Source organism: Pseudomonas sp. 9.3L, assembly GCF_058536285.1.
The window spans coordinates 3935444-3958370 of sequence record NZ_JBZUBK010000001.1 but is presented as its reverse complement, the minus strand read 5'-3'; the positions used below and the strand labels follow the sequence as shown (position 1 = coordinate 3958370).

Here is a 22927-nt window from a genome sequence, read left to right as displayed (position 1 = left end):
TAAACCTGACGGCAGTGTCGAAATATTTTTGAGGTAAAAATGAATAAAAAATCTGAAGAACTAGTAAATGAGCTTTTTATTAAGGTGGAGCAGTCTCCTGCTGGGGAATTAGCATTGCCGTTAAGACGCCTTTTATGGGAAACCCTCACGGAGGGGCAATCCCAACTCGATAAGAAAATTTCCCTCACGAGACTAGATTCTGTTTGTGTGAAACACAGTGCATCAATCTGGGAGCGAAAGTTTGGAGGTGTCGATGAACTCAATGAGATTCTTGAAGTTGCGGATAAAGTTGCTATTGGTGAAATTCCCGAAGAAAAGGCTCTGGCTATTAGGGATGATTTTTACGTTGCGGTAGTTGAAGATCGAGAGTATGAACCTGAAGAGTATCCCGCTATGTTTGTCGGGCATGCTGCAGCGAACACAATAGTTACAGCAATAGATGAATTTAATTTAATTGCTGGTGATGATACAGATGACTATGAGCTTGATCCGGATGCGTTTGAACCAAGCTATCTAGTAGCATCAGCATTTGCAAAAGGTCTGGCTGAGGATGGAGATCCGGAGTATCGCCGCCAATTTTGGAAGTGGTATCTATCCAAAGCAGTGCGTGAGATTTTTTAATCCTTAAGACCACCAAAAAAAGCTCATTGCTTCGCAACGGAGTTTTGTAGTGGTCAAGTTTTCCCGGACACCTCAATAGGTGGTGTCTAGCCCGCTAGCCGCTCGTACTCATTCGGCGCTTGATGGTCTAACGTTGAGTGCAGTCGTTCGCTGTTGTAGAACCGTACGATGTAGGCTGTCACATCCTTGATCGCCTCAGCTTGGTTTGCATAGTTCTGACGCCATACCCCGTTCCATTTTCAGGCTCAGGAAAAACCGTTCCATCACTGCGTTGTCCCAGCAGTCGCCTTTTCGGCTCATGCTCTGACGCATTCCATGGCGGCTCAGCAGTTCGCGATGGGAAGCACTGGCATATTGGCTGCCACGGTCGGTGTGCACGATCAAGCCAGGTGGTGGAGCACGCTGCGTTATCGCCAGCTGCAACGCGCTGTTTACCAGCTCTGCGTGCATGTGCGGCGCCATCAACCAGCCCACGATCTTGCGCGAGTAAAGATCTTTTCCATCAACAGTATGCCCGCTGCCCGTGTCGGTGACCGAACAGTCTGCGATGCCAAAATAAGCGCGGGGTCGGGAAACGTTTTCATTGGCGGGGATACTCAAACCACTGATGCCATCAGCCCAGAAGTTCCGGAATGGCTTGCGCGGGGCGTGTTGGGGGGAGGCCTGGGCAGCGCCTTCGTGCTCGCCAGCCCCATTCTTGTGATCGCGGGCCTGGCAGGCGGCATTGCGGGCGGAACAGCCGGTAACTGGACGGAGGGCAAACTATTCGGCGCCGGCTCTGACGGGCAAACGCTGATGACGCTCGGGGGAGCGTTTGCTTGGTGGCGGGCTAGGCGCTAAAGGCGGTAAGTGGTTTGATGCTCGGTATGAGATCAAGACGCAGGGCCTGGGGTCGAATTTTGGGAATGTGCGGATTGTTTCCAGAGAATTAAAGGCAACATTCGGGAAAGCAAGCTCAGATGATTACAAGGCAAACTTCTTTGAGGAGTACCCTGACCTAAAGGGTAAGGTGGTTGTTCATCATGCAGTTGAACAGCAAGTTCAAAAACGATATCCAGGACTTGTCAAAAATGAAGAATTGCATTCGCTCGAAAATTTAAGGGAAATACCTAAAGAAAAAATTCCGAACTCCACTTGAGCTTTATACAAAAAGAGTGGAATAGGTTCTATAGGCAGACGCCTACTCCTACTAAGCAGCAACTACTGGACAAAGCAACAGAAATCGATAGTATGATCGGGTCCCAATTTGATCCACCTGTAAGATAAGTTCGGAGGCTCTATGTTTTATTTTGTTGAACCTGAGGTCGGTGGTGGGCTTGGAGATAGTACTGTTATAGATACGTCTTGCCATCCGCCTATTGTATCTAGCCTAGAGTACAGGTTCGGCGGATGGCTTGGTGATGAAATTTTGGAAAGTTTTCCGTGCTTTATTGTTACTAAGTCATTGGCTAGAAAAATGCTGGATAAAAAAATTTCTGGGTTTTCTCTTGATCGGGTTTTGATAACTGTCTCTGATGAGTTCCGCGAAGTGAATCCAAATCTTTTACTTCCAGAATTTTTATGGTTGAAAATCGGTGGCTCTCCGGGAGTCGACGACCTGGGATTAGCCTTAGATAATCGCCTTGTCATTTCACAGAAAGCAAAGGGTGTGTTTGAATCTGGTCAGTTGCATCATGCCGATTTTGAAGATTTTGAATAGAATCTTTGTAGTGGCTGGGTGGCGTTCAGTAATCAAGTGCAATATCCAAAGTAAGGTGCTGCCGACGTCTCCCCGTCCTCAGTAGCAGCTGGCTTTAGAGTCCTGGGTCAATGTAACGGCTTTCGCGGTCAGTTGCTTGGCATAGGCAGACGGGGTTAATCCGCCGAGACCCTTCTTTGGCCTTTCCTCGTTGTATTCCCGGCGCCACGCTTCGATGACCACCTGGGCGTGCGGCAGGCTGGTGAACCAGTGCTCGTTCAGGCACTCATCACGGAAGCGCCCGTTGAATGATTCGATATAAGCGTTTTGATTCGGTTTGCCCGGCTCAATCAAAAACAGTTTTACGCCACGCAACTGAGCCCACAGCAACATGGCGCGACCACAGAACTCTTTGCCATTGTCTGTGCGGATTGCTTTCGGGAGCCCGCGCAGGAGGGCCAGCCGATCCAGAATGCGAGTCAAGGCGTGCCCGCCAATAGCTCGCTCCGGCACGATCGCAACAGCCTCATGGGTGGCATCGTCGACCACCGTCAGGTTCTTGATAACACGTCCCTCAGCCGTGCGATCAAACACGAAGTCCATCGACCAGATCTGATTGGCAGCCTGTGGGCGGCCTAGAGGCTGCCGCTCACTGAGCGGTACCTTTTTGCGTTTGCGTCTTTTGACCTGCAGCCGCGCCTCGGCGTACAGACGCTCGACGCGCTTGTGATTAACGTCCTCACCGGCCTGGCGCAGCTTCAAATAGATCATGCCGGCGCCGTAGCGGCGATGCCGATGGGCCAGCGCTACGATGCGCCAGCGCTACGATGCGCTCGCGCAACGCATGGTTGCGATCCGGCCTGGGCTGGTAGCGCAACGCGCTGGCGCTCATACGAATGACTCGCAGTGCATGACGTTCACTTAGGCCACGCTGGGCCATGTACCGCACCAACTCGCGTTTTGCCGGTGCGGTCACCACTTTTTTTGCAGTGCCTCTTTGGTGATTTCATTCTCAAGCATGGCATTGGCCAGCATGCGCTTGAGCCGCGCATTCTCGGCCTCAAGCTCCTTGAGGCGCTTGGCGTCCGGCACGCTCATGCCGCCGAACTTGCTACGCCACAGGTAATAGCTGGCCTCCGAGAAGCCGTGCTGGCGGCACAGTTCCTTAACCGGTAGCCCGGCTTCAGCTTCGCGTAGGAAGCCAATGATTTGCTCTTCGGTGAAACGCTTCTTCATGTCCAATCTCCTGGTTGCTGGGATTGGACTCTAAAGCTGGGCGCTACTCAAGTCGGGGGAGACGTCGCTACGACCCCGCTGCCAACCGCCTGAACTTCAACGCCCGCAAGTTCGACCACGTTAAAGACAACCGCCTCACCACCTGGCGCGACCAGGAATACCGCTACGACCCCTGGGGCAACCTGATCGAGAAACGCACCGGCCACAGCAGGCTACAAACCTTTAGCTACGACTGTGAAAACCGACTGGTACGCGCCGAAACGCAAATTCAAAGCCGCCTGGAAAGCATCGGCACCTACCGCTACGACAGCCTCGGGCGCAGGGTCGGTAAAACGTCCCAAATCAACGGCAAAACCGAAGACAAACGCTTCCTCTGGCAAGGCCTGCGTCTGCTGCGGGAAGAAAGCCCAGGGCAGAGCAGCCTTTATCTTTACGAGCCCGGCAGCTACGCGCCGCTGGCGCGGGTGGACCAAGCCGAAGGGGAGGAGCAGAAGTTCTACTACTTCCACACCGACCAGATCGGCACGCCGCTGGAGATGACTAATGCCCAAGGCGAGATCGTGTGGCAAGCCACCTACCGAGCGTGGGGCACCCTCGAGCGCCTGGCGGTCAATCAAGTCGAGCAGAATCTGCGCTTCCAGGGTCAGTACTTCGACGATGAGACGGGGCTGCACTACAATACGTTCAGGTACTACGATCCGGAGGTGGGGCGGTTTATAACGCAGGACCCGATTGGGCTATCAGGTGGGGATAATTTATATCAGTATGCGCCTAGTCCGGTTGGGTGGGTTGATCCTTGGGGCCTGAGCTGCGGTCTCTCATCAAAAATGGTTAAGCCTATAAATGAGAGGTTACCTATAAATAGTAGGTATGCCGGAAAAATATACCCGATCGAAAATATCCCAGTTTGGATAAGGCATAAGTATCCACATAGTGTGCCGTTTAACCATGCCGGATTTCCTGATTTCTCTAGATACTCCATAAAAAACGTTCGTATAGAATTGGGTCGAACGCGAGCAATAGATTTCACAAGGGCGGATAGAGTCGCAGGGTATAATAGGCGGTTGCCAAGGCTGAGTGCAACACAGCTATTGAGTTAAGGAGGGGGGCTGGTGATGCTTAGCCATCATAGCCGTCATCATTTCAATGGGGCATTTGTAATCAAATCGCTGACGCGGACGGATGTTCAACTGGTACGCAATGGCATCCAGTTGCTCCTGACTTACACCTGACAGATCGGCTCCCTTAGGCAAATACTGGCGGATCAATCCGTTAATGTTTTCGTTGCTGCCCCGCTGCCAAGGGCTGTGCGGGTCGCAGAAGTAGATCGCCACGCCAGTGCGCTGGGTGATTTCAGCGTGCCGCGCCATTTCACGACCCCTGTCATACGTCAGCGTTTTACGCGCCGCCAGTGGCATACGATTCAATGCCGCACTAAAGCCCTCAACAGCCGAGGTGGCCGTCGCATCGTTCATCCTGACCAGCATCAGATAGCCTGTACTTCGCTCCACCAGGGTCCCGACAGCCGATGCATTGGCCTTGCCCTTTATGAGATCGCCTTCCCAATGGCCCGGCATTTGCCGATCCTCTACCTCTGGCGGTCGTACGTGAATGCTGACCAGATCAGGGATTTGACCGCGCCGGTCAACACCGCCAGACCGTGGGCGCCTGGTGGTGTTGCCTTGGCGAAGGCAGATGATCAGTTCCTTGCGAAGCTCGCCCACTGGCAGCGCATAGATGGCGTTGTAGATGGTCTCGCGACAGACGAAGGTGTCTTCAAAGTTAGGAAATTCCATGGACCTGAGCTTGCCTGCAATTTGCTGTGGGGAAAAGCGTTGTCGCAACAGATAGACCACAAGATCGAACAGGTCGCTGCCTGGGACCAGCTTTAGCGCAGGGCGGCAGACCTGGCGGCGAGAGCGCATGTGTTGCTGGGCTTGGCTGGCTGAATAGCGATGAGCGGTCAGACTGTTGCGGCGCACTTCGCGGCTGATGGTCGAAGGGCTTCGGTCGAGCATCCTGGCAATGGCCCTCAGGCTCAGGCCCTGAAGAGTGCCTATTTGGATGGTCACGCGTTCTTCGATGTTGAGCTCTTGATAGGACATAGGCATACCGTACCGGAAAGGTCAGGTGTTGCACTCAGTTTTTGCCGCTATCATAGATATAATCCAAGACCTTCTGATTATACTTGGCACCATAATCAAGAGTCTGGCTTTATGCAGTTGATACCTTCGGATATACATGCGGCAATAAAGCATACTGGCGGAATAGCTACGGGAAGGTGATCATGACAGTTATAAAAGGGTCTAAGGGTGTTCTTTCTGACGACGATATAAAGGGCTTGGAAAGCAGGTTGGGCATACAACTCCCCGCTGATTATCGTGATTTCATAAAATCTTATCAGGGAGGTTATCCAGAGCCAGATGGCTTTGAGTTCAGAGATGATGGATCAAGCGTTGATAAATTTTTAGCGGTGTATGGAGATAAGCTTGAAACAATTGAAGGTTATATTGAGATATACGGAGGCAGATATCCTGACGGATTACTACCGGTGGCGAATGATCCTGGAGGAAATCTAATATTGCTTGGCGTTAGTGGAGGGGTTCATGGCGTCTACTTCTGGGACCACGAAGCCGAGGCTGACGAGGACGAAGAGGACGAAGAGGTTCAGTTCGATAATGTTTATGTTATAGCTAAAAGTTTCAAATATTTTATTTTAAATCTGTGCCAAGTAGATGCCTGAGAGTGCGAGGGGGCTGCGACGAATAAACAGATCCGAACAGCCCCCCTGGCAGCGCGGAAGCAAAAAAACATCAAAGACTGATACGCTAAGTCAGGAGAAACTGGGTGCTATTGCATACCAGTTAAACATTCGTTCGCGTCAGTGATTTCATTAAAAAATCCATATTTAGCCCGGCAGCCTGTGCTGTACCCAGCATTTTAAAATATGGCGGTTGCAGCAACCGAGTGCAACACCATTACTGAATTGAAGTGGGTGAATCATGATACATGCCCATCACCTCAGTAATGACTTCAATCGGGCATTTGAAATCGAAGCGTTTACGAGGGCGGATGTTCAGTCGATACGCAATAGCGTCCAGGTCTTGCTGGCTGTGCTTCGACAAATCCGTGCCTTTAGGCAGGTATTGACGAATCAGACCATTGATATTCTCGTTGCTGCAGCGTTGCCAAGGGCTGTGCGGATCACAGAAGTAAATGGCTACATCGGTCTTCTGGGTCAATTCGGCATGTTTCGCCATCTCGCGGCCCTGGTCATAAGTCATGCTTTTGCGCACCACCAGCGGCATGCTGTTCAGCGCTGCACTGAACCCTTCAACCGCCGACGTGGCGGTGGCATCACGCATCTTGACCAGCATCAGATAACCGCTGGTGCGTTCTACAAGCGTACCAACCGCCGAGGCGTTGTCCTTGCCCTTGATCAAATCGCCCTCCCACTGGCCGGGCATCTGACGGTCTTCAATCTCCGGCGGGCGAACGTGGATGCTCACCATGTCCGGGATCTGACCGCGCCGATCAACACCGCCGCTACGCGGCCGACGGGTGCTTTCCCCCTGGCGCAGACACACGACAGCTCCTTGCGCAGCTCGCCTACAGGCAGTGCGTAAATAGCGTTGTAGATTGTTTCCCGGCAGACGTAAGCGTCTTCAAAATTGATTTTCCTACGCCGCAGCTTGCCCGCGATCTGCTCGGGAGAAAAGCCTTCTCGAAGCAAGTAGACGACCAGTTCAAACCGCTCACTGCCCGGTACGAGCTTCCTAGCAGGGCAGCAGGCCTTTCGACGGGCACGGGTAAAGGTCTGCGCCTCACACGCCACATAGCCCCGGAGGGGGACTGGTTTCTACGCAATTCACGGCTGACCGTCGATGGACTGCGCCCGATCAGCCGTGCGATTTCACGCTGGTTGAGGCGTTGATATTGGCCAATTTGAATGGCTACACGTTCTTCGATGCTGAGCTCGGTATAAGACATCGCGGCACCTTACCGGAGGTAGAGGTGTTGCACTCAGTTTTTGCGGCCGCCTTTAATAAAAAATGATCCCTATCACAAAGCAATAACAAACTATCAAAATTATATGGCTAGGGGTATTTTGTCTGGGCAAAGTAAAATTTTGAACTGGCCGATGATTGATGTTGAAGTATACCCTCCACCCTTGTTTTAGAGGCTTTCATGAGAACTTTGCTTAAGAAAATAGATTTCCTAATTAGTAAGTATGCAGGCGATGGCTTTGTTTTCATCGGTGGTGCTCCTCAAGTTGAAATTGATTTATTTATTGCTCGATGTAAAGTTGAGCTGAGATTTTTGCCGCCAGTTCAATATACTGATATCTTAGAAAGATTTGATGGCATAGTAGTTGAAGGCGTATTTCTTTATTCTACCAGGCCGCAATTAATTCCTGCCAGCGATGGATATTCGCTGGATTTTATTGAAATGAATCTGCTGTCGAGAGAAGTAGACGGAATGGAAGATTTTATATTTTTTGGGGATAGCGATCAAGATGTCTATGTTTTTGATATTCGCAATGATAAATATCAAGTTAGAGATAAACAAGCTTTCGATAACATTTATGAAGAATTCGAGGGTTTTTTAGATCTTTTCGAATATATGGTTGAACTAATGTTGGCACGCGTTTGATGTCCTCAGGTTAAGCGCAAAAGCACCCACTACCGCTATAACGAACGCCACCACCTGGTAACCGTGACCAACGCCCTCAACCAGACCACAACCCTTGAGCGCAAGCCGGACGGCGAAGTACTGCGCAGCAACCACCCAGACGGCACTTGCGAAGCCGTTACCTACAACGAACTGGGCCAAGTGCTCACCCACACCGACGGCAAGGGCCAGACCCCCCAACTGCTGCGCAATGGCCGTGGCCTGCCCAAATGGCGGCAGGATGCCAGCGGGCACACTGTTACCTACAAATATGAACCCAAAGGCGACCTGCACGGCCCCCTTACTAGCGCAGCAACTGACCCGATCTACTCCAAGGCCACACATCGCCAAGGCTCAGTCGCCTCTGCCAACATCTCCCCGATCAACTGTGCAAACCGCTGGGTCAGCAGCCCGTGCGGCCGGTCGCTCGGCAGTAGCAGGTAGGTTGTAAAGCGAATCGTAGGTTCGAACGGGCGGGTGTCGATTCCCATATGCCGGTACTCCTGCGCCACCAAGGGGCTAACGATGCTTACCCCCAGCCCCAGCCCCACCAGCGAGCAGATGGTGGCGGCATACGGGGTTTCCAGGTTCATGCGGCGGTAGCCCTTGGTCTCGGGAAACAGGCGGTCCACCCGGGTGCGTGAGCCATCGTTGTGCAGCAGTGAAATGAATTCCTCGCCCTTCATGTCCTCAGGCTTCACGGTGCTGAGCGCTCCCAGCCGGTGCCCGTGGGGAAATACACACACGCCCGGCACATTGCACAGCACTTGAGGAATCACCCCAGGCGTTTCCTCCCCCACATAAGACACCAGCCCCAAGTCACAGAACTGTGAGGCCGTCCAGCGGGCGACGGCGGGGGAGTCATTGGTGTGGATAGAAATCGCTACATCGGGGTATTGCTTGCGGAATCGCTGAATTACCTTGGGCAGCAGCGTGAGGGACAACGAGGGTACTGCCGCGATGCGCAACCGCCCGCTGCCTCCTTGGCGAATGTTATGAGCGGCGTCTTCGATGCTCTGCAATCCCACGAACGCCCGCTCGACATCGCCAAATAGCGCCGCCGCCTCGTCCGTAGGTTGCAAGCGGCTGCCGTTGCGCTCAAACAATTTCAAGCCGCTCGCGCGTTCCAGCTGTGCGATCAAGCGGCTGATATTGGGCTGAGACGTGTGCAAAGATTCAGCGGCGGCGGTCATGGAACCGCTCAACATCACCGCGCGGAACGCTTCGATCTGCTTGAAATTCATAAGACATATCAAATTGGTATGGGCCACTACTGTAATTTGATTGGTTGGTATGATCCAGAGTGTTTATAACTCTCTACACCAAAGGCACGCAGATGCCACACCAACGCCCCTCCTTCTGTCTGCCATGACTGTTGTCCGTTGCACTGCCCATACCCGAGCGCGCAAATACCGACCAGGAGGCACTATGTCGTTGTCAATCAAACCCTTCATCACCGCCCTAGCGTTGGCCTTGGCTACTCAAGGCTTGAGTGTCGCCAACGCTGCCGAAATGCCTGCGGTGCCAGATGAGATCAAAGACGCCCAACAGTTGCGAGCAGGCGTGCGCTGTGACCAGCCGCCCTATGGTTTCCAGGACGGGAGTGGCGAGTTTGCAGGCGTAGAAGTGCAGATGGCCCGGCAGATCGCCGAATGGGCACTGGGCTCCAAGGACAAAGTGACCTTCACCTGCGTAACGGCAGAAAACCGCGTACCGCAGTTGTTGGGGCGTAAGGTCGACCTGCTGATCGCAACCCTTGGGGTGAGCCCGGAGCGTCAGCGGGTCATCGACTTCACCACCCCCTACCGGTGGGGTGCAAGCGATGTGCTGGTGAACAAGGCCAGCAACATCAACAAGGTGGCCGAACTCAAAGGCAAGACGCTGGCCACCCTCAAAGGCTCGGTTCAGGCCAAATGGTTCGAAGACCATATGCCCGAGGTCAAGACGTTGCGCATGAACAGCGCCGCTGATGCCCTGCAGACCTTCCGTCAAGGCCGTGCCGATGCCTACACCCACGACGCGGCCACCTTGGTCGTGGTAGCGGCCAACGATGACAAGGTGCGCCTGATCGGCGAGCCCTTCCAGATATCCGATGCCGCCATCGGTGTGCGCAAGAACGAAGCCGCCTGGCGCGACTACCTCAGCGCAGCCGTGGCCCGCATGCACGAAGAGAAACTGTTCCGTGGCTGGGTGCAGGCCTATGTGCCAGAGAACATTCAGTCCTATTACCTGAGCGTGTTCGAACAGCCCAAGCCGGCCGAAGCACTTTAAGCAGGCACCGCCATGGACTTCGACGTCAATTACTTACTGGCCCAGTGGCCTGCGTTACTCGATGGGGTGTTGATGACCCTGCGCGTCTCGCTGTTGGCCATTCTGTGCTCGGTACTGATAGGGGTACTGGGGGGCGGGGCGCGGGCGCTGCGCATTCCGCTGCTGTCCCCGGTGGTTGCGCTCTACGTAGAGGTGGTGCGCAACACCCCCATCCTGGTGCAGTTGTTCTTCATCTTCTATGGCTTGCCCGCCGTAGGCATGGAGCTCTCGCTGTTCTGGTCTGGGGTGTTGTGCCTGTCGCTGTGGGCAGGCGCCTATCAAGTGGAAAATGTGCGCGGTGGCCTGGCAACCGTGGAGTGGGGTATGCGTGAAGCCGCCTTCGCCCTTAGCCTGCGGCCTGTGCATTACTTCTATCTAATTGCCTTGCCTATCGCATTCCGCACCAGCTTGCCGGCCATGCTCAACACCGCCATTTCACTGCTGAAGAACTCCTCTTACCTACAGGCCATTGGCTTGGCCGAGCTGACCTTCGTGGCAGTGGACCGTATCGCCACGGATTTCCGCGCTATCGAAATGTTCAGCGCGATCTGCGTGTTGTACCTGGGGCTGGTGGCATTGCTGTCCTTGGTGACCGGGCGGCTGTCTGCCCATTTACAGCGGCCGTTCCGGCAGTGAGGCGCTGATGGATTTTTTGATCGAGAACTGGGGTTTCGTTGCCAAGGGCCTGTGGATGACCCTGCGCCTGGCACTGGTGATTCTGCTGTTCACCACCCTGATTTCAGCGGTGTTCGGCGTGCTGGCCACGCTACCGAACCGGGCGTTGCGCTGGGCGATTCACGCGTATGTGGAGCTGTTCCGGTCGATCCCGTTGATCGTCAACGTGTTCTTTATCTTCTTTGGCGCCCCCATGCTGGGCCTGGACCTGAGCCCCTTCGCGGCAGTCACCACTGGCCTGACCCTCTGGGGCAGCGCCAACGGCATTGAGGTGATACGCGGTGGCTTGGAGTCGGTGGCTCGGCATCAGTGGAAGAGTGCCTGGGCACTAGGGCTGCGCCCCTGGCAGGTCTACCTGTACGTGATAGGGCCGCAGTCCATGCGGGCCATTTTGCCCGCCTACACCGGGCTGCTGACCATGCTGGTGCAGGCGACCTCGCTGGGCGCACTGGTAGGGGTAGGGGAGTTCCTCAAGGTGGGGCAAATCATCATCGAGCGGTCCACCGTGATGACAGGGGTAAGCCCTGCGTTCAGCGTGTACGGCATGGTGTTGCTGGTGTATTTCGTTATCTGTTCTTCATTGAGCGGGTTCAGTCGTTATCTGGAGCGTCGGCTGGGCAGTCCAGCGTCGCGAGCAAGAGGTGTTTGACCGTGCAAGAATCCAAAGTCAGCCGTCGCCTGAAAGAAACCACCGCCCCTGAAGTCAACGAATTCATCTACCGGCCACGGCTGGAAGGGTTTGCCAGTGGCTTTGCCGCGCTGGGGGATATCAACAAGGCGCACATCGTGATGCTGGCCGAACGCGGCCTGATTCGCCCTGAACACGCCGCCACCCTGGCCCGAGGCGTATTGGCCATGGAAGCCGCCGGCCCTGAGGCCGTCACCCTAGACCCTTCCCGCGAAGATGCCTACTTCAACTACGAGGCGCACCTGATCGAGCAGATAGGCGCAGACATCGGCGGGCGCCTGCACACCGGCCGCAGCCGCAACGACCTGCTCGCGACCCTTGACCGGTTGCGCTGCCGACAGGTGTTGATGGACCTGATCGACGGCCTGTATGACGTCCGCGAGCAGGCACTGATCAATGCCGAACGTTATGCCGACGTGACCATGCCGGGCTACACCCACCTCCAGCCGGCACAGCCAATCACCTATGGCTACTACCTGGCGGCGGTCGAGCAGGCGCTGGCCAGGGATTGCCACCGCCTTGAGCAAACCCTCATCTCCATGAACCAAAGCCCCTTGGGCGCTGCGGCCTTCGCCGGCACCCCCTTTGCCATCGACCGGGCCCGCACCGCCGAGCTGTTAGGGTTCGACGGTTATGTGGACAACGCCCTGGACGCGGTAGGGTCGCGGGATTTCATTCTCGAAAGCCTTTCGCACCTGAGCCTGCTAGCGGTGTTCTGGAGCCGCGTGGCCCAAGACTACTTCGTGTGGAGCACCCATGAGTTCGGCCTGATCGATTTCCCCGACAGCGTGGCAGCCACCTCCAGCATCATGCCCCAGAAGAAAAACCCCACGGTGCTGGAGTACCTCAAAGGCCGTAGCGGGCACATCGTGGGCCTGCTGATGGGCGCCAGTACCACACTCAAAGGGACTAACTTCTCTCACACGGGCGACGCCAACCGCGAGGGCACCCGAGGCTTCTGGGAAGCGGCCGAAGAAACCCAGCGTTGTCTCAAGCTGTTGGCCTTGGTCGTGCGCACGGCTACCCCGAACGTAGCACCCGCGCTTAGAAAGGCGAGCGAAGATTTTTCCACCACCACTGGCTTGGCGGACTTGATCGTGCGCGAGGCAGACCTGTCCTTCCGCGAGGCGCACCACATCGTGGGCGCGGCCGTGCGCATGGCCCTGGATGCAGGGCTGCCTGCATATCGCATCGACACCGCCATGCTCGACACCTGTGCCCATGAACAACTGGGCCATGCATTGCAACTGGACCCTGAGCAGGTGCGCCAGTGCCTGGACCCTGCCGCTAATGTGCAGTCCCGTGCCTCTGCCGGTGGCCCGGCGCGGGCTGAGCTGCTTCCGGCCGTGCAACGTGCGACTGCACGCCTGGCTACGGCCCGCGCGGCCAATCACGCCAGCCGCGAGCGTTTCGCCCTTGCCCAGCAACGCTTGAACCACGCCACCCGGGCGCAGGCTGCGCAATGAGCCGTATGCTCACCGTGCGCGGGCTGCGCAAACGCTTCGGCGAACATGAGGTGGTCAGGGGCGTGGATCTGGACGTAGAAGCTGGCGAAGTGGTGGTCATCATCGGCCCCAGCGGCTCCGGCAAGTCCACTTTCATTCGGTGCTTGAACAGCCTCGAAGACCCTTCGGCAGGGGAGGTGGTCATTGATGGTGGTGGCGCGGCCCAGGCCGGTGACCGCAAGGCCATGGCCCGGCTGCGTGAAGACGTGGGCATGGTGTTCCAGGATTACACCCTGTTCCCCCACATGACCGTGCTGGCCAACATGATGCTGGCGCCGGTCAAGCTCAAACGCATGAGCAAGGCCCAGGCCCGGGAAACCGCGCTGACCCTGCTGGACCGCGTCGGCTTGCAACACAAGGCAGACAGCTACCCGTCGGAGTTGTCCGGCGGCCAGCAGCAGCGCGTTGCGATCGTCCGGGCGCTGGCGATGAAGCCTAAGTTGCTACTGTTCGACGAGCCCACGTCCGCCCTGGACCCTGAGACCGTGAACGACGTGCTCAACGTGATGAAGGTGCTGGCGCAGGAAGGCATGACCATGATCGTGGTTACCCACGAGATGGGGTTCGCTCGCGAGGTGGCGGACCGCGTGGTGTTTTTCGATAAAGGCCAAGTGGTCGAAACCGCGCCGCCGGCCGAGTTGTTCAGCCAGCCGAAGGAGGCGCGCACGCGGCAGTTTTTGGCGAATGTGCTCTAGGCGCTGGCAGGTGCTTCCCGTCGTAGGCTGAGCGGATCGTCATCCGCGCATCGCAGACCAGGTTGAACGTTTCACCTCCTTGGGGCGTCGGTGCTGGGGAGAGGGGGCCACGCGCCTGGTGCCTCTCTCCTTGATTCATGCCTTAAAGGAGAACCCTATGAAGTATCGTGCGCTAGGCAATACCGGTTTGCTCGTCTCTGAGCTGGTCATAGGAACGGTGCCCTTCGGCGGGCGCGGAAGTTTCGAAAAAACTGGCAGCGTAGACGCCAGCCAGGCAGCTCGCATGTTTGACCTGGCATTCGACGCCGGCGTGAACATGGTCGATACGGCAGATCTGTATTCCCACGGCCTGGCGGAAGAAATCGTCGGCCAGGCATTGGGTGAGCGGCGCAACTCCATCATTCTGGCCTCCAAGGCCCGCAGCCCGATGAGCGAAGACCGCAACGACAGCGGTGCCTCCCGCTACCATTTGATCCGTGCCTGTGAGGCCAGCCTCAAACGCCTCGGTACCGACCACATCGACCTGTACCAGATCCATAACTGGGATGGGGTTACCCCGGTCGAAGAAACCTTGGCGGCGCTGGACCACTTGGTGCAAAGCGGCAAGATCCGCTACTTCGGCACCTCCAACTATACTGCCTGGCAAATGATGAAAACCCTGGGCGCTGCGCGGCTCAATGGCTGGCAGCAGCCGGTATCCCAGCAGATCTACTACACGCCAGAGGCCCGTGAGGCTGAGTACGAGCTGCTGCCTATGGCTATCGACCAAGGGTTCGCCACCCTGGTGTGGGGCCCGCTTGGGGAAGGGTTGCTCACCGGTAAAGTGCGCCGTGGTCAGCAAACCCCGACGGGCACTCGACAGGGCAATGATTGGCCAGAACCCTACGTACACGATCAAGAGCGTGCCTACGACATCATCGAAACCCTGATTCAGGTAGGCGAGCGCCATGGTTGCTCCATTGCCAGGGTCTGCCTCGCCTGGCTCAAAGACCGCCCAGGTATCACCAGCGTAATCACCGCGGGGCGCAACGAGGAGCAGCTAAAGGACAACCTCAAGGCTGTAGAGCTGGTGCTCGATGACGAAGACTACAAGCAGATCGAACAGGCTACCCGCCTGGCGCCTCAGTACCCCTACTGGCACCGGATCGCCGCAGGCATGGACCGCATCGACCCTGCCGAAGCGCCGTTCCTGGACATGTACCGGGAAACCATGGGCCAGAATAAGAAGTAAGCTTTTAGCCATCAGGGCCTGGCCGTTGAGCGCAACAGTCAAGGCCCTGGCGTACTTCAGGGCCATTAGGGGAGACATGTGCAATGTCACGTACCGTTTTCGTTGCCGGCGCTTCAGGGGTCATTGGCCGGGTATTGCTTCCGCTGTTGGTAGAGGAAGGCTACAAGGTATACGGCGCTACTCGTCATCCCGAGAAGTTAAAAGCCATTGAGGCCATGGGGGCGACAGGGTTGGTGCTGAACGTGTTCGATGTGGCCAGCCTGGCCGTACTCAGCGAACTGCCGGTGCAAGCCCTGTACATGTAGAAGCCGCAGCGCGCGCTGCCGTGCTGGCATTGCAGGCGGCCGACGGCGGGGTGTTTAACATCGTCGAGGACAACCCTACGGTGAGCAACGAAAAAGCCAGGCACGTGCTGGATTGGGCCCCGGCAATGAGGGCCTAAACGCTATCACTTGGAGGCATTGCTCATCGACCCTCCTAGCACATACAACCCGCCGCCCACGATCAGGAACGCCGCCAGTACGTAGAACATGGCGTAGGGCGGCAAATAGGCCAGCGAGACCCCGCACACAATAGGCCCCAGCGCGGCGCCGAGGTTGGAGAGGTTTTGCGCGGCGTAGTACATCCCCCTCAAGTGAACCGGGGCAATACGGTCGATGAACATGTACTCGGTAGGGAAGACAATGATCTCCCCAAGCGTGAATAGCACCATGGCCAAGGCCCAAGCCACCAGGCTGCTGGCCATGGAAAACCCGACCAGGCCTGCCAAAAACAACGCCAACCCGCCTATCAGCCACTGGGTGAGGTAGCGCTGGTCGATGCACTTGCCTACCCAGTATTGCAGTGCAATGACCACGCCCCCGTTGACCGCCAGCAATGTCGTGATAACGGCATACAGTTGGTGGGCATCGGTGGTTACCACCAGGTACTGAGACAGGTAGGCGGCGAACTGGCCGAACATTACCGCGCTGAGTATTCCGCCCACGGTAAAGCACACCAGGCGCTTGTCTTTGAGCAGTACCCCGCCCACCTGAGCGAACGAAAAGGGGCGGGTGTTCGAGGGCGCGTGAGCCAGGCCCCGGTCCGCGTAGGCGGCGTATACACAGAAGAACAAAAGACCCAGCGTTGCCGACATCATGAAGGGCAGTTTCAGGCTCACCTCCGCCAGCCCCGCGCCGATGAACGGCCCTACCGCATAGCCGATATTGATCAAGGTGTACCGCATGGAATACACCCGGCTTTGTTCATCGCTGGGCAGCAGTCGCCCAAACGTGGCTTTGGCCGCGACGTCGATCACCGAATAGGCGAAGTTGAACAGCACCAGGCACAGGAAGAACACCACAATGCCGGGCGCCAGGCACATGCCCACGAACCCGGTGATGAAGCAGCCGGTAAATGCAAGGATCAGGCGAAATGGCTTTAGCCTATCGGTCAGGTAACCGCCGTACAGGCTCAGCAATGAGCCCGCGATCATCGCACCACCCACCACCATGCCGACGTGCGAAACGCTCAAGCCGTAATGCGTGGTCAGGTAGACCACCAGGTAGGGCAGGGTGATCGCGCGTCCCAGCGTCAACAGCAGCCCGCTCGCCAAGAGCAGGTTCACATCTAGGGGGTAGCGCTTGAGGGTGGCGATCATGCCGCATCCTTACAGCGAAGTCAGGCCTGGAGCCTATACCAGCCGTCGAGCCGGCGCCACGGCTCAATGCAGGGGTGACTCAACCCGCTTCGAGGGTGCCTGGGTGCAGAGGGTCTACCAGGTCCAACGCCAGCCCCTGCCCACGAATACCCAGGGCGGCAGCTTCTGCCAGAGCCGTGTCAGTGATAATCAGGTCGAAGCTGTCCAGCGGCGCGATCCTGAAGGTGCCAAAGGTGCCGTACTTGGAGCTGGTAGCGATCAACACGGTCTGGGCGGCTGAATCCATCGCCGCTTGCTTGACGTCTACCTTGGAGGCCGACGGGGTGGTGATGCCGCGTTTGAGGTCCCATGAGCTTGTGGAGATAAACGCGATGTCCGTGGCTATTCGCCTGAGGGTTGCAGCGGCCAGGGGGCCGACGCTGGAGCGGTTGGGGTGGTCAAGCTGCCCGCCGGTGTGGATCACCTCCACCTCCGTGGCATCCATCAAGGCCTGCACGATAGTGAAGTCATTGGTAACCACGGTCATGCCCCGGTGCTGGCGGATATAGGGCACCAGCGACAGGGTGGTGGTGCCGGCATCCAGGTACACCGTCATGTCCGGGTGCAGCAGCGCTGCCGCCCGCTGCGCCATCCCCTGCTTTTGCGGCAACTCGGCCACAGCCTTGAGTTGGTGGCTGGGTTCGCTGCTCACCTGGCTGGCGATGCGCACCCCACCCGGCACTGAATAGGCCAGGCCATCGCGCTCAAGAACGGCGATGTCCCGGCGGATGGTCATGTGCGAGCACTGAAACATCTCAGTGAGCTGATGAACGCTCAGTACTTGATGGCGACGCAACTGGCGCCACATCAACTCACGGCGTTGGTCGGGGATGATGGGGGCGCCATTGCTGACTGCGCTTTCGTCTTTGTTCGGCACGTGCCGCGGCTCCAGATCGGCCGCCCCGGAAAGCGGGGCGCGGCCAATGATATCAACGAATCACAGCTTCGATCAGTAGCACGCCAAGCAGGCCGATCACTGACTGTAGCGAGAGCATCAACGTCCAGGTGCGGAAGGTCTGGGCCACGCTCAATTGGAAGTACTCCTTGAATAGCCAGAACCCGGAATCGTTGACGTGGGACAGCATCACCGCGCCGGAGGCCGTGGCCAGCACCAGCAGTTCAGGCGACAACCCAGGATGCACCAGCGCCAGCGGCGCGACGATACCCGTAGCCGCCACAGTCGCGACGGTAGCCGAGCCGACACAAATCCGCAGCAGTGCTGCGATGCCCCATGCCAGAATCAGCGGGTTCACCGGCCAGCCCGAGGCGTGGTGGGTGATGAGCTGGTCCAGCTGGATAGACGTTAGCATCTGCTTGAAGCCACCGCCTGCGCCTAGAATCAGCAGGATTGCACCCAAGGGAGCCAACCCCTTGTTGGCCATCTTGCCCACTTGGCCAACGTTGAAGCCTGAGCGCAGGCCCAAGGCAAAGAACGCGAAGATCACAGCGGCCAATAGCGAGAGGATCGGGTTGTTCAGCGAGCCAAAGAAGGTATACGCAGACGTGCCCTTGGCGGTGTACGCCATGCCCAGCGTACCGATCAGCATCAAAGCGGGCGGCAGCAGCACCGAGATGATCGACAGCACCAGCGACACCGGCCGTGGCTGAAGGTCTTCCGTTGCGCCTACCGGCCCGGCGGAGAGGTCTGGCGCAGGGCCGAACCAGCGGCTGATGGCTTTGGTGAACAGCGGCCCGCAGATGACGGCCGTGGGGACGGCGATTAGCAAACCATAAAAGATGGTCAAGCCGGTGTTGGCATGGAACGCGGCCACCGCCAGGGTAGGGGCGGGGTGCGGGGGTAGCAGGCCATGAGAGACATACAAGCCCGCCGCCAGGGGCAAGCCGATGTACAGCAGGTGGCTATTGGTACGTTTGGCCACGGTGTACACCAGCGGGGCCAGCATGATGAAGCTCACATCGAACAAGTGAGGCATGCCGATCAGCAAGGCCGCGGCACACACGGCCCAGGGCGCGTACTGCACTGGCCGGTGGCCGATGAATGCGTTGGCGATGCGGTCCGCGCCGCCCGAGCCCAGCAGAATGCCGCCGAGCAAGGTGCCTAAACCGATCACTGGGCCGGTTTTGGCCAAGGCACTACCAAAGCCTTTGGCAAAGCTTTCAACGGTTTCGTTAGCGCCTACGCCGGCCACCAGGCCCAGCCCGAGGGCCGACAGGGTCAACGCCAAAAACGGGTTGAGTTTGAGCTGGGTGATCAGAAGGATCAGCACCACGATGGCCCCGGAGGCCATCAATAAGGTAAGCAGTTCACTGGTCATAATTGTTATGGAACTCTGCTAGGTAAAGTAGGCGCCCACTGCGGCGCCTGTGAGATCAATGGTTGCCGAAGCCTTCGCTCCAGGCACTGGCAAGGTCGGTGTCGTAATTGGCGAGGTCGCCCATGCTCAGCAGCTCGCCCGCAGCAATGGCCCGGGTGGTGGTGGCATGCGCTGCCAGGTACAGGGGCGCTACGTCGGCCGGCGCCTCGGTGCCTTTGAGCAGAACTGCCTGCACACCCGTTACATCATGATGGTGCCCGCCCATGGTCAGCACCGTACCGGCTGGAATGTCCACGGTGGTGCGGCCTGCCAGCACGGCGCATTGGTGTGGCGTGGCGCTGCCCGAGGCGCGCCCGTGCAGTACTGCGTTGAGCAGCGTGATCGGGGTTTCGACGCCCATGAAATGGTAAGGCAGGTATAGGCAGGCATAGCGGCGGTTACGGCTGACCACGTGGCCTTTCTGCGCCAGCAATTCCCAAGTGGGTGCGTCATGGGTGCGCACTACCACGAACACTCCACCCGCGAAACTGGCTTCATCGGGCAGGCGCAGCACGTTGAACACTTCAATGACACCGCTGCCGTTGAGTACGCCACCGTCTTCACGCAGGGCATAGAGGTCGGCCAGCTCAGCCGTACGGGCGATAGGGTAGTGCAGCAACTCAACGTCCGGCACCAGGCCGGTGTTGGTGGCCACTACTGACATTTCACAGTAATCGGCCGTAGCGCTGGTTTTCAGACCGCCCAAAGCGGCACGGCGTGCCTGCAAGGTGGCATGGATGTCATCACCGAGTTGCAGTAGATCACCCATGGCCGGCGCCGAAATAGTGGTGTCCAGTTGGGTGACGGTGCCCTGCTCAGGGTTGAACACCAGGTCGTATTCGCTGGATTTGCCAGCGGCTACGATATCCAACCCCAATGTACGGGCCCAGCTTACCCAACCGATCAGGTTGGCAGGCTGGTCACCATCGGCTGTGGTGTACACCACCTGGTGTTGAGCAGCCAGGCGCGACAGGGCGATACCGGCTACGGAGTCCACTTCTTTACTGACCATCGCTACGTGCCGGCCTTCCTGCAACGCTCGACGTGCCACGCGGTGGCCAATGGCAGGGTTACCCGTGGCTTCTACCAGAATGTCGTAACGAGCGGCGTCGAGCAGGGCAACATCGGCTATCAATACAATGGCATTGGCCGGCGCTTGAGCCACGGCGGTGGCGTCCTGGCATTCCACCAGGTCTTCGACGGCATAGCCGAGTTCCAGGCACAGGTCGCGCAGGCCGGTAATGTCCAGGTCGCAGAGGATGGCAGGCAACAACGCAGGCATCAGGCGGGTCTGGGCTAACAGGGTGCGGGAGAAGCCCCCTTTGGCGCCGGTGAGTGCGTAGCGCACCGTGGTGCCCGCCTTGTCGGCGAACAGCAGTTCGAAGTTCATGGTTGTCCTCACATAGCTTTTATTCTGCGGACCCAGGTCACTCAGCGGGCGATCGGGTGGCGGTGCCACTACCTTAGTGAGCAATTAACATCCAAGTCAAATAATTTCACACAGCTTCACATAATGTATTAGGATCCTGCCATCGATTGAGGGCGCTGCTCAACTGTGCAGGCCGTCAGCGGATGTTCTGTTTTGTGAATCCGTTGGCAAATGACCCTCTAGTGGATTGGCATCGCTTTTTGGAGAACGCATGAACCCTGCCCACCGACCGCTGTTGGGATGCATCGCCGACGACTTCACCGGCGCCACTGACCTTGCCAATATCTTGGTACGAAACGGGATGCGCACCGTGCAAACCATCGGTATTCCCGACGGCACTGCCGCCCTGGACCTTACCGCAGACGCGATCGTGGTGGCGCTTAAATCCCGGACCGCACCGCCCAATGAGGCCGTGTGTGAATCCCTCGCTGCCCTGGCCTGGCTACAGGCGCAAGGGTGCGAGCAGTTTTTCTTCAAATACTGCTCCACCTTTGACTCTACCCCCGCAGGCAACATCGGCCCCGTGACAGAGGCCTTGCAAGGCGCCTTGAACGTGCCTATCACCATCGCCTGCCCAGCCTTTCCAGACGCCGGCAGAACGCTGTTCCGTGGCCACCTGTTCGTGAATGATGGGCTACTGAGCGAGTCTGGCATGGAGCACCACCCACTTACTCCCATGACCGACGCTAACCTGGTTCGCGTGTTACAGCGCCAGAGCCAAGGCACCGTAGGCTTACTGCGCTACGACCAGGTCGCCGCAGGGGCCGAAGCAGTGAAAGCACGCCTGACTGTGCTGCGCGAAGCCGGCGTGAGCATTGCCATTGCCGATGCGGTGTCCGACCAAGACCTCCAAACCCTGGGCGCCGCCTGTGCAGCCTTGCCGCTGATTACCGGAGGGTCCGGTGTGGCCCAAAGGCTGCCGGGTAACTTCCGTGAGCGTGGCCTGCTGGCGGAAGGCGACGCCTCGTCGCTGCCCGTCGTAGACGGCCCGGCTGTGGTGCTGGCAGGCAGCGCCTCCCGCGCCACCAACGGGCAGGTTGCTGCCTGGTTGGCGGCCGGCTTGCCAGGCTACCGCATCGACCCCTTGCAACTCGCGAAAGGTGAACCTGTGGTTGAGCAAGCACTGGCGTTCGCAGATCGCGCAGAGCCTGTGCTGATCTACGCCACCAGCGACCCCGCTACCGTCAAGGCCGTGCAAGCCGAACTGGGCGTAGAGCGTGCGGGCGCGCTGGTAGAGGCAGCGCTGGGTGAGATTGCGCAGCAGCTATACCAGCACGGCACACGCCGCTTCGTGGTAGCCGGCGGCGAAACCTCTGGCGCTGTGGTTCAGGCCCTAGGCGTGACCTCGCTGCGCATCGGCGGGCAAATCGACCCTGGCGTGCCGGTCACCCTGGCCTCAGGCCTGGCCGAGCCCGTGGGCCTCACCCTTAAATCAGGCAATTTCGGCAGCGTGGACTTCTTTATCAAAGCCCTGCGCCGCCTCTCAGGAGACTGGACATGAGCCGCGAAGCCTCGCTGCGCGAGGAAATCTGTACCGTAGGCCACAGCCTGTATGGCCGTGGTTACACCGTGGGCAGCGCCGGCAACATCAGCGCCAGGCTGGACGACGGCTGGCTAATCACCCCTACCGACGCCTGCCTCGGCCGGCTCGACCCAGCCGCCATCGCCAAGGTGAATCAGGCAGGAGAGTGGGTGTCCGGTGATAAACCCTCCAAAACCCTGGCCCTGCACCGCCAGGTGTACGACCGCAACCCCAGGGTGGGCGGCGTAGTCCATACCCATTCCACGCACCTGGTAGCGCTTACCCTGGCCGGAGTGTGGCAGCAAGACGACATCCTGCCGCCGCTTACGCCCTATCAAGTGATGAAAGTAGGGCACATTCCTCTGATCGGCTACCAACGCCCTGGCTCGCCTCTGGTTGCGCAGCGTGTAGCAGAACTGGCCAACGCGGTACGCGGCGTCATGCTCGAACGGCTAGGGCCGGTGGTGTGGGAGCGTTCGGTGAGCAAAGCCAGCTATGCGCTGGAAGAACTGGAAGAAACCGCCCGGCTCTGGCTCATGACCCAGCCCCGCCCCGAGCCGCTCAGCCAGGCGGTGCTGGATGAGTTGAATGAGGTGTTTGGGGCAGGGTGGTAGCGGTTGGTTGGAGAGCAAGGCGCCCTTGGGGTTGGGGCGCCTTGGGTTAGGTTTCAGCG

At 58.0% G+C, this 22927-nt stretch carries 20 protein-coding genes and 6 pseudogenes; 17 read left to right on the top strand and 9 right to left on the bottom strand.

The window, feature by feature from the left end:
* Positions 1–39: 39 nt before the first annotated feature.
* A complete protein-coding gene (locus tag AC4LE2_RS18290; RefSeq protein WP_491827213.1) occupies positions 40–621 on the top strand; it encodes an Imm5 family immunity protein in 582 nt (193 codons plus the stop codon).
* A gap of 86 nt (positions 622–707) precedes the next feature.
* Here AC4LE2_RS18290 and AC4LE2_RS18285 read toward each other — a convergent pair.
* Positions 708–1116 (bottom strand): annotated as a pseudogene (locus AC4LE2_RS18285) (IS3 family transposase); the annotation flags it as partial.
* Between the two features lie 6 nt (positions 1117–1122).
* On the opposite strand from AC4LE2_RS18285, the pseudogene AC4LE2_RS18280 reads away from it, so the two are divergent.
* Together AC4LE2_RS18280 and AC4LE2_RS18275 are read left to right on the top strand one after the other, a co-directional pair.
* Positions 1123–1549, top strand: a pseudogene (locus tag AC4LE2_RS18280) (PAAR domain-containing protein); the annotation flags it as partial.
* A gap of 351 nt (positions 1550–1900) precedes the next feature.
* Positions 1901–2320 carry a hypothetical protein gene (locus AC4LE2_RS18275; RefSeq protein WP_491827211.1) on the top strand — a complete coding sequence of 140 codons (420 nt, stop codon included), beginning with the start codon at positions 1901–1903 and terminating at the stop codon, positions 2318–2320.
* 78 nt (positions 2321–2398) lie between these two features.
* On the opposite strand, the pseudogene AC4LE2_RS18270 reads toward AC4LE2_RS18275, so the two are convergent.
* Positions 2399–3535, bottom strand: a pseudogene (locus AC4LE2_RS18270) (IS3 family transposase).
* Between the two features lie 65 nt (positions 3536–3600).
* Between AC4LE2_RS18270 and AC4LE2_RS18265 the strand changes: the two are divergent.
* Positions 3601–4347, top strand: a pseudogene (locus AC4LE2_RS18265) (RHS repeat-associated core domain-containing protein); the annotation flags it as partial.
* 276 nt (positions 4348–4623) lie between these two features.
* Here the strand turns inward: AC4LE2_RS18265 and AC4LE2_RS18260 are convergent.
* A complete protein-coding gene (locus AC4LE2_RS18260) occupies positions 4624–5640 on the bottom strand; it encodes an IS30 family transposase (protein WP_491823487.1) in 1017 nt (338 codons plus the stop codon).
* On the opposite strand from AC4LE2_RS18260, the gene AC4LE2_RS18255 reads away from it, so the two are divergent.
* Positions 5596–5820, top strand: coding sequence for an HNH endonuclease (locus tag AC4LE2_RS18255; protein WP_491827209.1), 225 nt, complete (start codon positions 5596–5598; stop codon positions 5818–5820). The genes AC4LE2_RS18260 and AC4LE2_RS18255 overlap by 45 nt on opposite strands.
* A 2-nt stretch (positions 5821–5822) precedes the next feature.
* Complete coding sequence (locus AC4LE2_RS18250) at positions 5823–6278, top strand: SMI1/KNR4 family protein (protein WP_491827208.1); 456 nt, start codon at positions 5823–5825, stop codon at positions 6276–6278.
* A gap of 235 nt (positions 6279–6513) precedes the next feature.
* Here the strand turns inward: AC4LE2_RS18250 and AC4LE2_RS18245 are convergent.
* Positions 6514–7525, bottom strand: a pseudogene (locus tag AC4LE2_RS18245) (IS30 family transposase).
* A gap of 198 nt (positions 7526–7723) precedes the next feature.
* Here AC4LE2_RS18245 and AC4LE2_RS18240 point away from each other — a divergent pair.
* Both AC4LE2_RS18240 and AC4LE2_RS18235 read left to right on the top strand, forming a co-directional pair.
* Positions 7724–8188 (top strand): YrhA family protein, encoded by a 465-nt coding sequence (locus tag AC4LE2_RS18240; protein ID WP_491827207.1) that lies wholly within the window; start codon positions 7724–7726, stop codon positions 8186–8188.
* A gap of 18 nt (positions 8189–8206) precedes the next feature.
* Positions 8207–8482, top strand: a pseudogene (locus AC4LE2_RS18235) (RHS repeat protein); the annotation flags it as partial.
* 50 nt (positions 8483–8532) lie between these two features.
* Here AC4LE2_RS18235 and AC4LE2_RS18230 read toward each other — a convergent pair.
* A complete protein-coding gene (locus tag AC4LE2_RS18230; RefSeq protein WP_491827206.1) occupies positions 8533–9450 on the bottom strand; it encodes a LysR substrate-binding domain-containing protein in 918 nt (305 codons plus the stop codon).
* A 184-nt stretch (positions 9451–9634) separates the two neighbouring features.
* On the opposite strand from AC4LE2_RS18230, the gene AC4LE2_RS18225 reads away from it, so the two are divergent.
* The 7 genes from AC4LE2_RS18225 to AC4LE2_RS18195 all read left to right on the top strand — a co-directional run bounded on the left by AC4LE2_RS18225 (position 9635) and on the right by AC4LE2_RS18195 (position 15615).
* On the top strand, positions 9635–10477 hold the full coding sequence (locus AC4LE2_RS18225; RefSeq protein WP_491827204.1) for a transporter substrate-binding domain-containing protein: 843 nt from the start codon (positions 9635–9637) through the stop codon (positions 10475–10477).
* A gap of 12 nt (positions 10478–10489) precedes the next feature.
* Positions 10490–11152 carry an amino acid ABC transporter permease gene (locus AC4LE2_RS18220; RefSeq protein ID WP_491827202.1) on the top strand — a complete coding sequence of 221 codons (663 nt, stop codon included), beginning with the start codon at positions 10490–10492 and terminating at the stop codon, positions 11150–11152.
* Between the two features lie 7 nt (positions 11153–11159).
* Positions 11160–11840, top strand: a complete 681-nt coding sequence (locus AC4LE2_RS18215; protein WP_491827200.1) for an amino acid ABC transporter permease — start codon at positions 11160–11162, stop codon at positions 11838–11840.
* Positions 11841–11842: 2 nt separating this feature from the next.
* A complete protein-coding gene (argH, locus tag AC4LE2_RS18210; RefSeq protein ID WP_491827199.1) occupies positions 11843–13345 on the top strand; it encodes an argininosuccinate lyase in 1503 nt (500 codons plus the stop codon).
* Positions 13342–14079, top strand: a complete 738-nt coding sequence (locus AC4LE2_RS18205) for an amino acid ABC transporter ATP-binding protein (RefSeq protein WP_491827197.1) — start codon at positions 13342–13344, stop codon at positions 14077–14079. The genes argH and AC4LE2_RS18205 overlap by 4 nt, the downstream gene beginning before the upstream one ends.
* Positions 14080–14236: 157 nt before the next feature.
* Positions 14237–15310 (top strand): aldo/keto reductase, encoded by a 1074-nt coding sequence (locus tag AC4LE2_RS18200; RefSeq protein ID WP_491827195.1) that lies wholly within the window; start codon positions 14237–14239, stop codon positions 15308–15310.
* Positions 15311–15393: 83 nt separating this feature from the next.
* The gene (locus AC4LE2_RS18195; protein ID WP_491827193.1) at positions 15394–15615 is read left to right on the top strand and encodes an NAD(P)H-binding protein; all 222 of its coding nucleotides are present in this window, start codon (positions 15394–15396) and stop codon (positions 15613–15615) included.
* A 143-nt stretch (positions 15616–15758) separates the two neighbouring features.
* On the opposite strand, the gene AC4LE2_RS18190 is transcribed toward AC4LE2_RS18195, so the two are convergent.
* The 4 genes from AC4LE2_RS18190 to AC4LE2_RS18175 all read right to left on the bottom strand — a co-directional run bounded on the left by AC4LE2_RS18190 (position 15759) and on the right by AC4LE2_RS18175 (position 20693).
* A complete protein-coding gene (locus AC4LE2_RS18190; RefSeq protein WP_491827191.1) occupies positions 15759–16949 on the bottom strand; it encodes an MFS transporter in 1191 nt (396 codons plus the stop codon).
* Between the two features lie 79 nt (positions 16950–17028).
* Positions 17029–17865 (bottom strand): DeoR/GlpR family DNA-binding transcription regulator, encoded by an 837-nt coding sequence (locus tag AC4LE2_RS18185; RefSeq protein ID WP_491827189.1) that lies wholly within the window; start codon positions 17863–17865, stop codon positions 17029–17031.
* Between the two features lie 52 nt (positions 17866–17917).
* Positions 17918–19264 (bottom strand): GntT/GntP/DsdX family permease, encoded by a 1347-nt coding sequence (locus AC4LE2_RS18180; RefSeq protein WP_491827188.1) that lies wholly within the window; start codon positions 19262–19264, stop codon positions 17918–17920.
* 55 nt (positions 19265–19319) lie between these two features.
* Positions 19320–20693, bottom strand: coding sequence for a hypothetical protein (locus AC4LE2_RS18175; protein WP_491827186.1), 1374 nt, complete (start codon positions 20691–20693; stop codon positions 19320–19322).
* A 250-nt stretch (positions 20694–20943) separates the two neighbouring features.
* On the opposite strand from AC4LE2_RS18175, the gene otnK reads away from it, so the two are divergent.
* Positions 20944–22233: a 3-oxo-tetronate kinase gene (otnK, locus tag AC4LE2_RS18170; RefSeq protein WP_491827184.1), complete on the top strand. Its 1290-nt coding sequence runs from the start codon at positions 20944–20946 to the stop codon at positions 22231–22233.
* Positions 22230–22868: a 3-oxo-tetronate 4-phosphate decarboxylase gene (otnC, locus tag AC4LE2_RS18165; RefSeq protein ID WP_491827182.1), complete on the top strand. Its 639-nt coding sequence runs from the start codon at positions 22230–22232 to the stop codon at positions 22866–22868. Before otnK ends, otnC begins: the two co-directional genes overlap by 4 nt.
* The last annotated feature ends 59 nt before the right edge of the window (positions 22869–22927 follow it).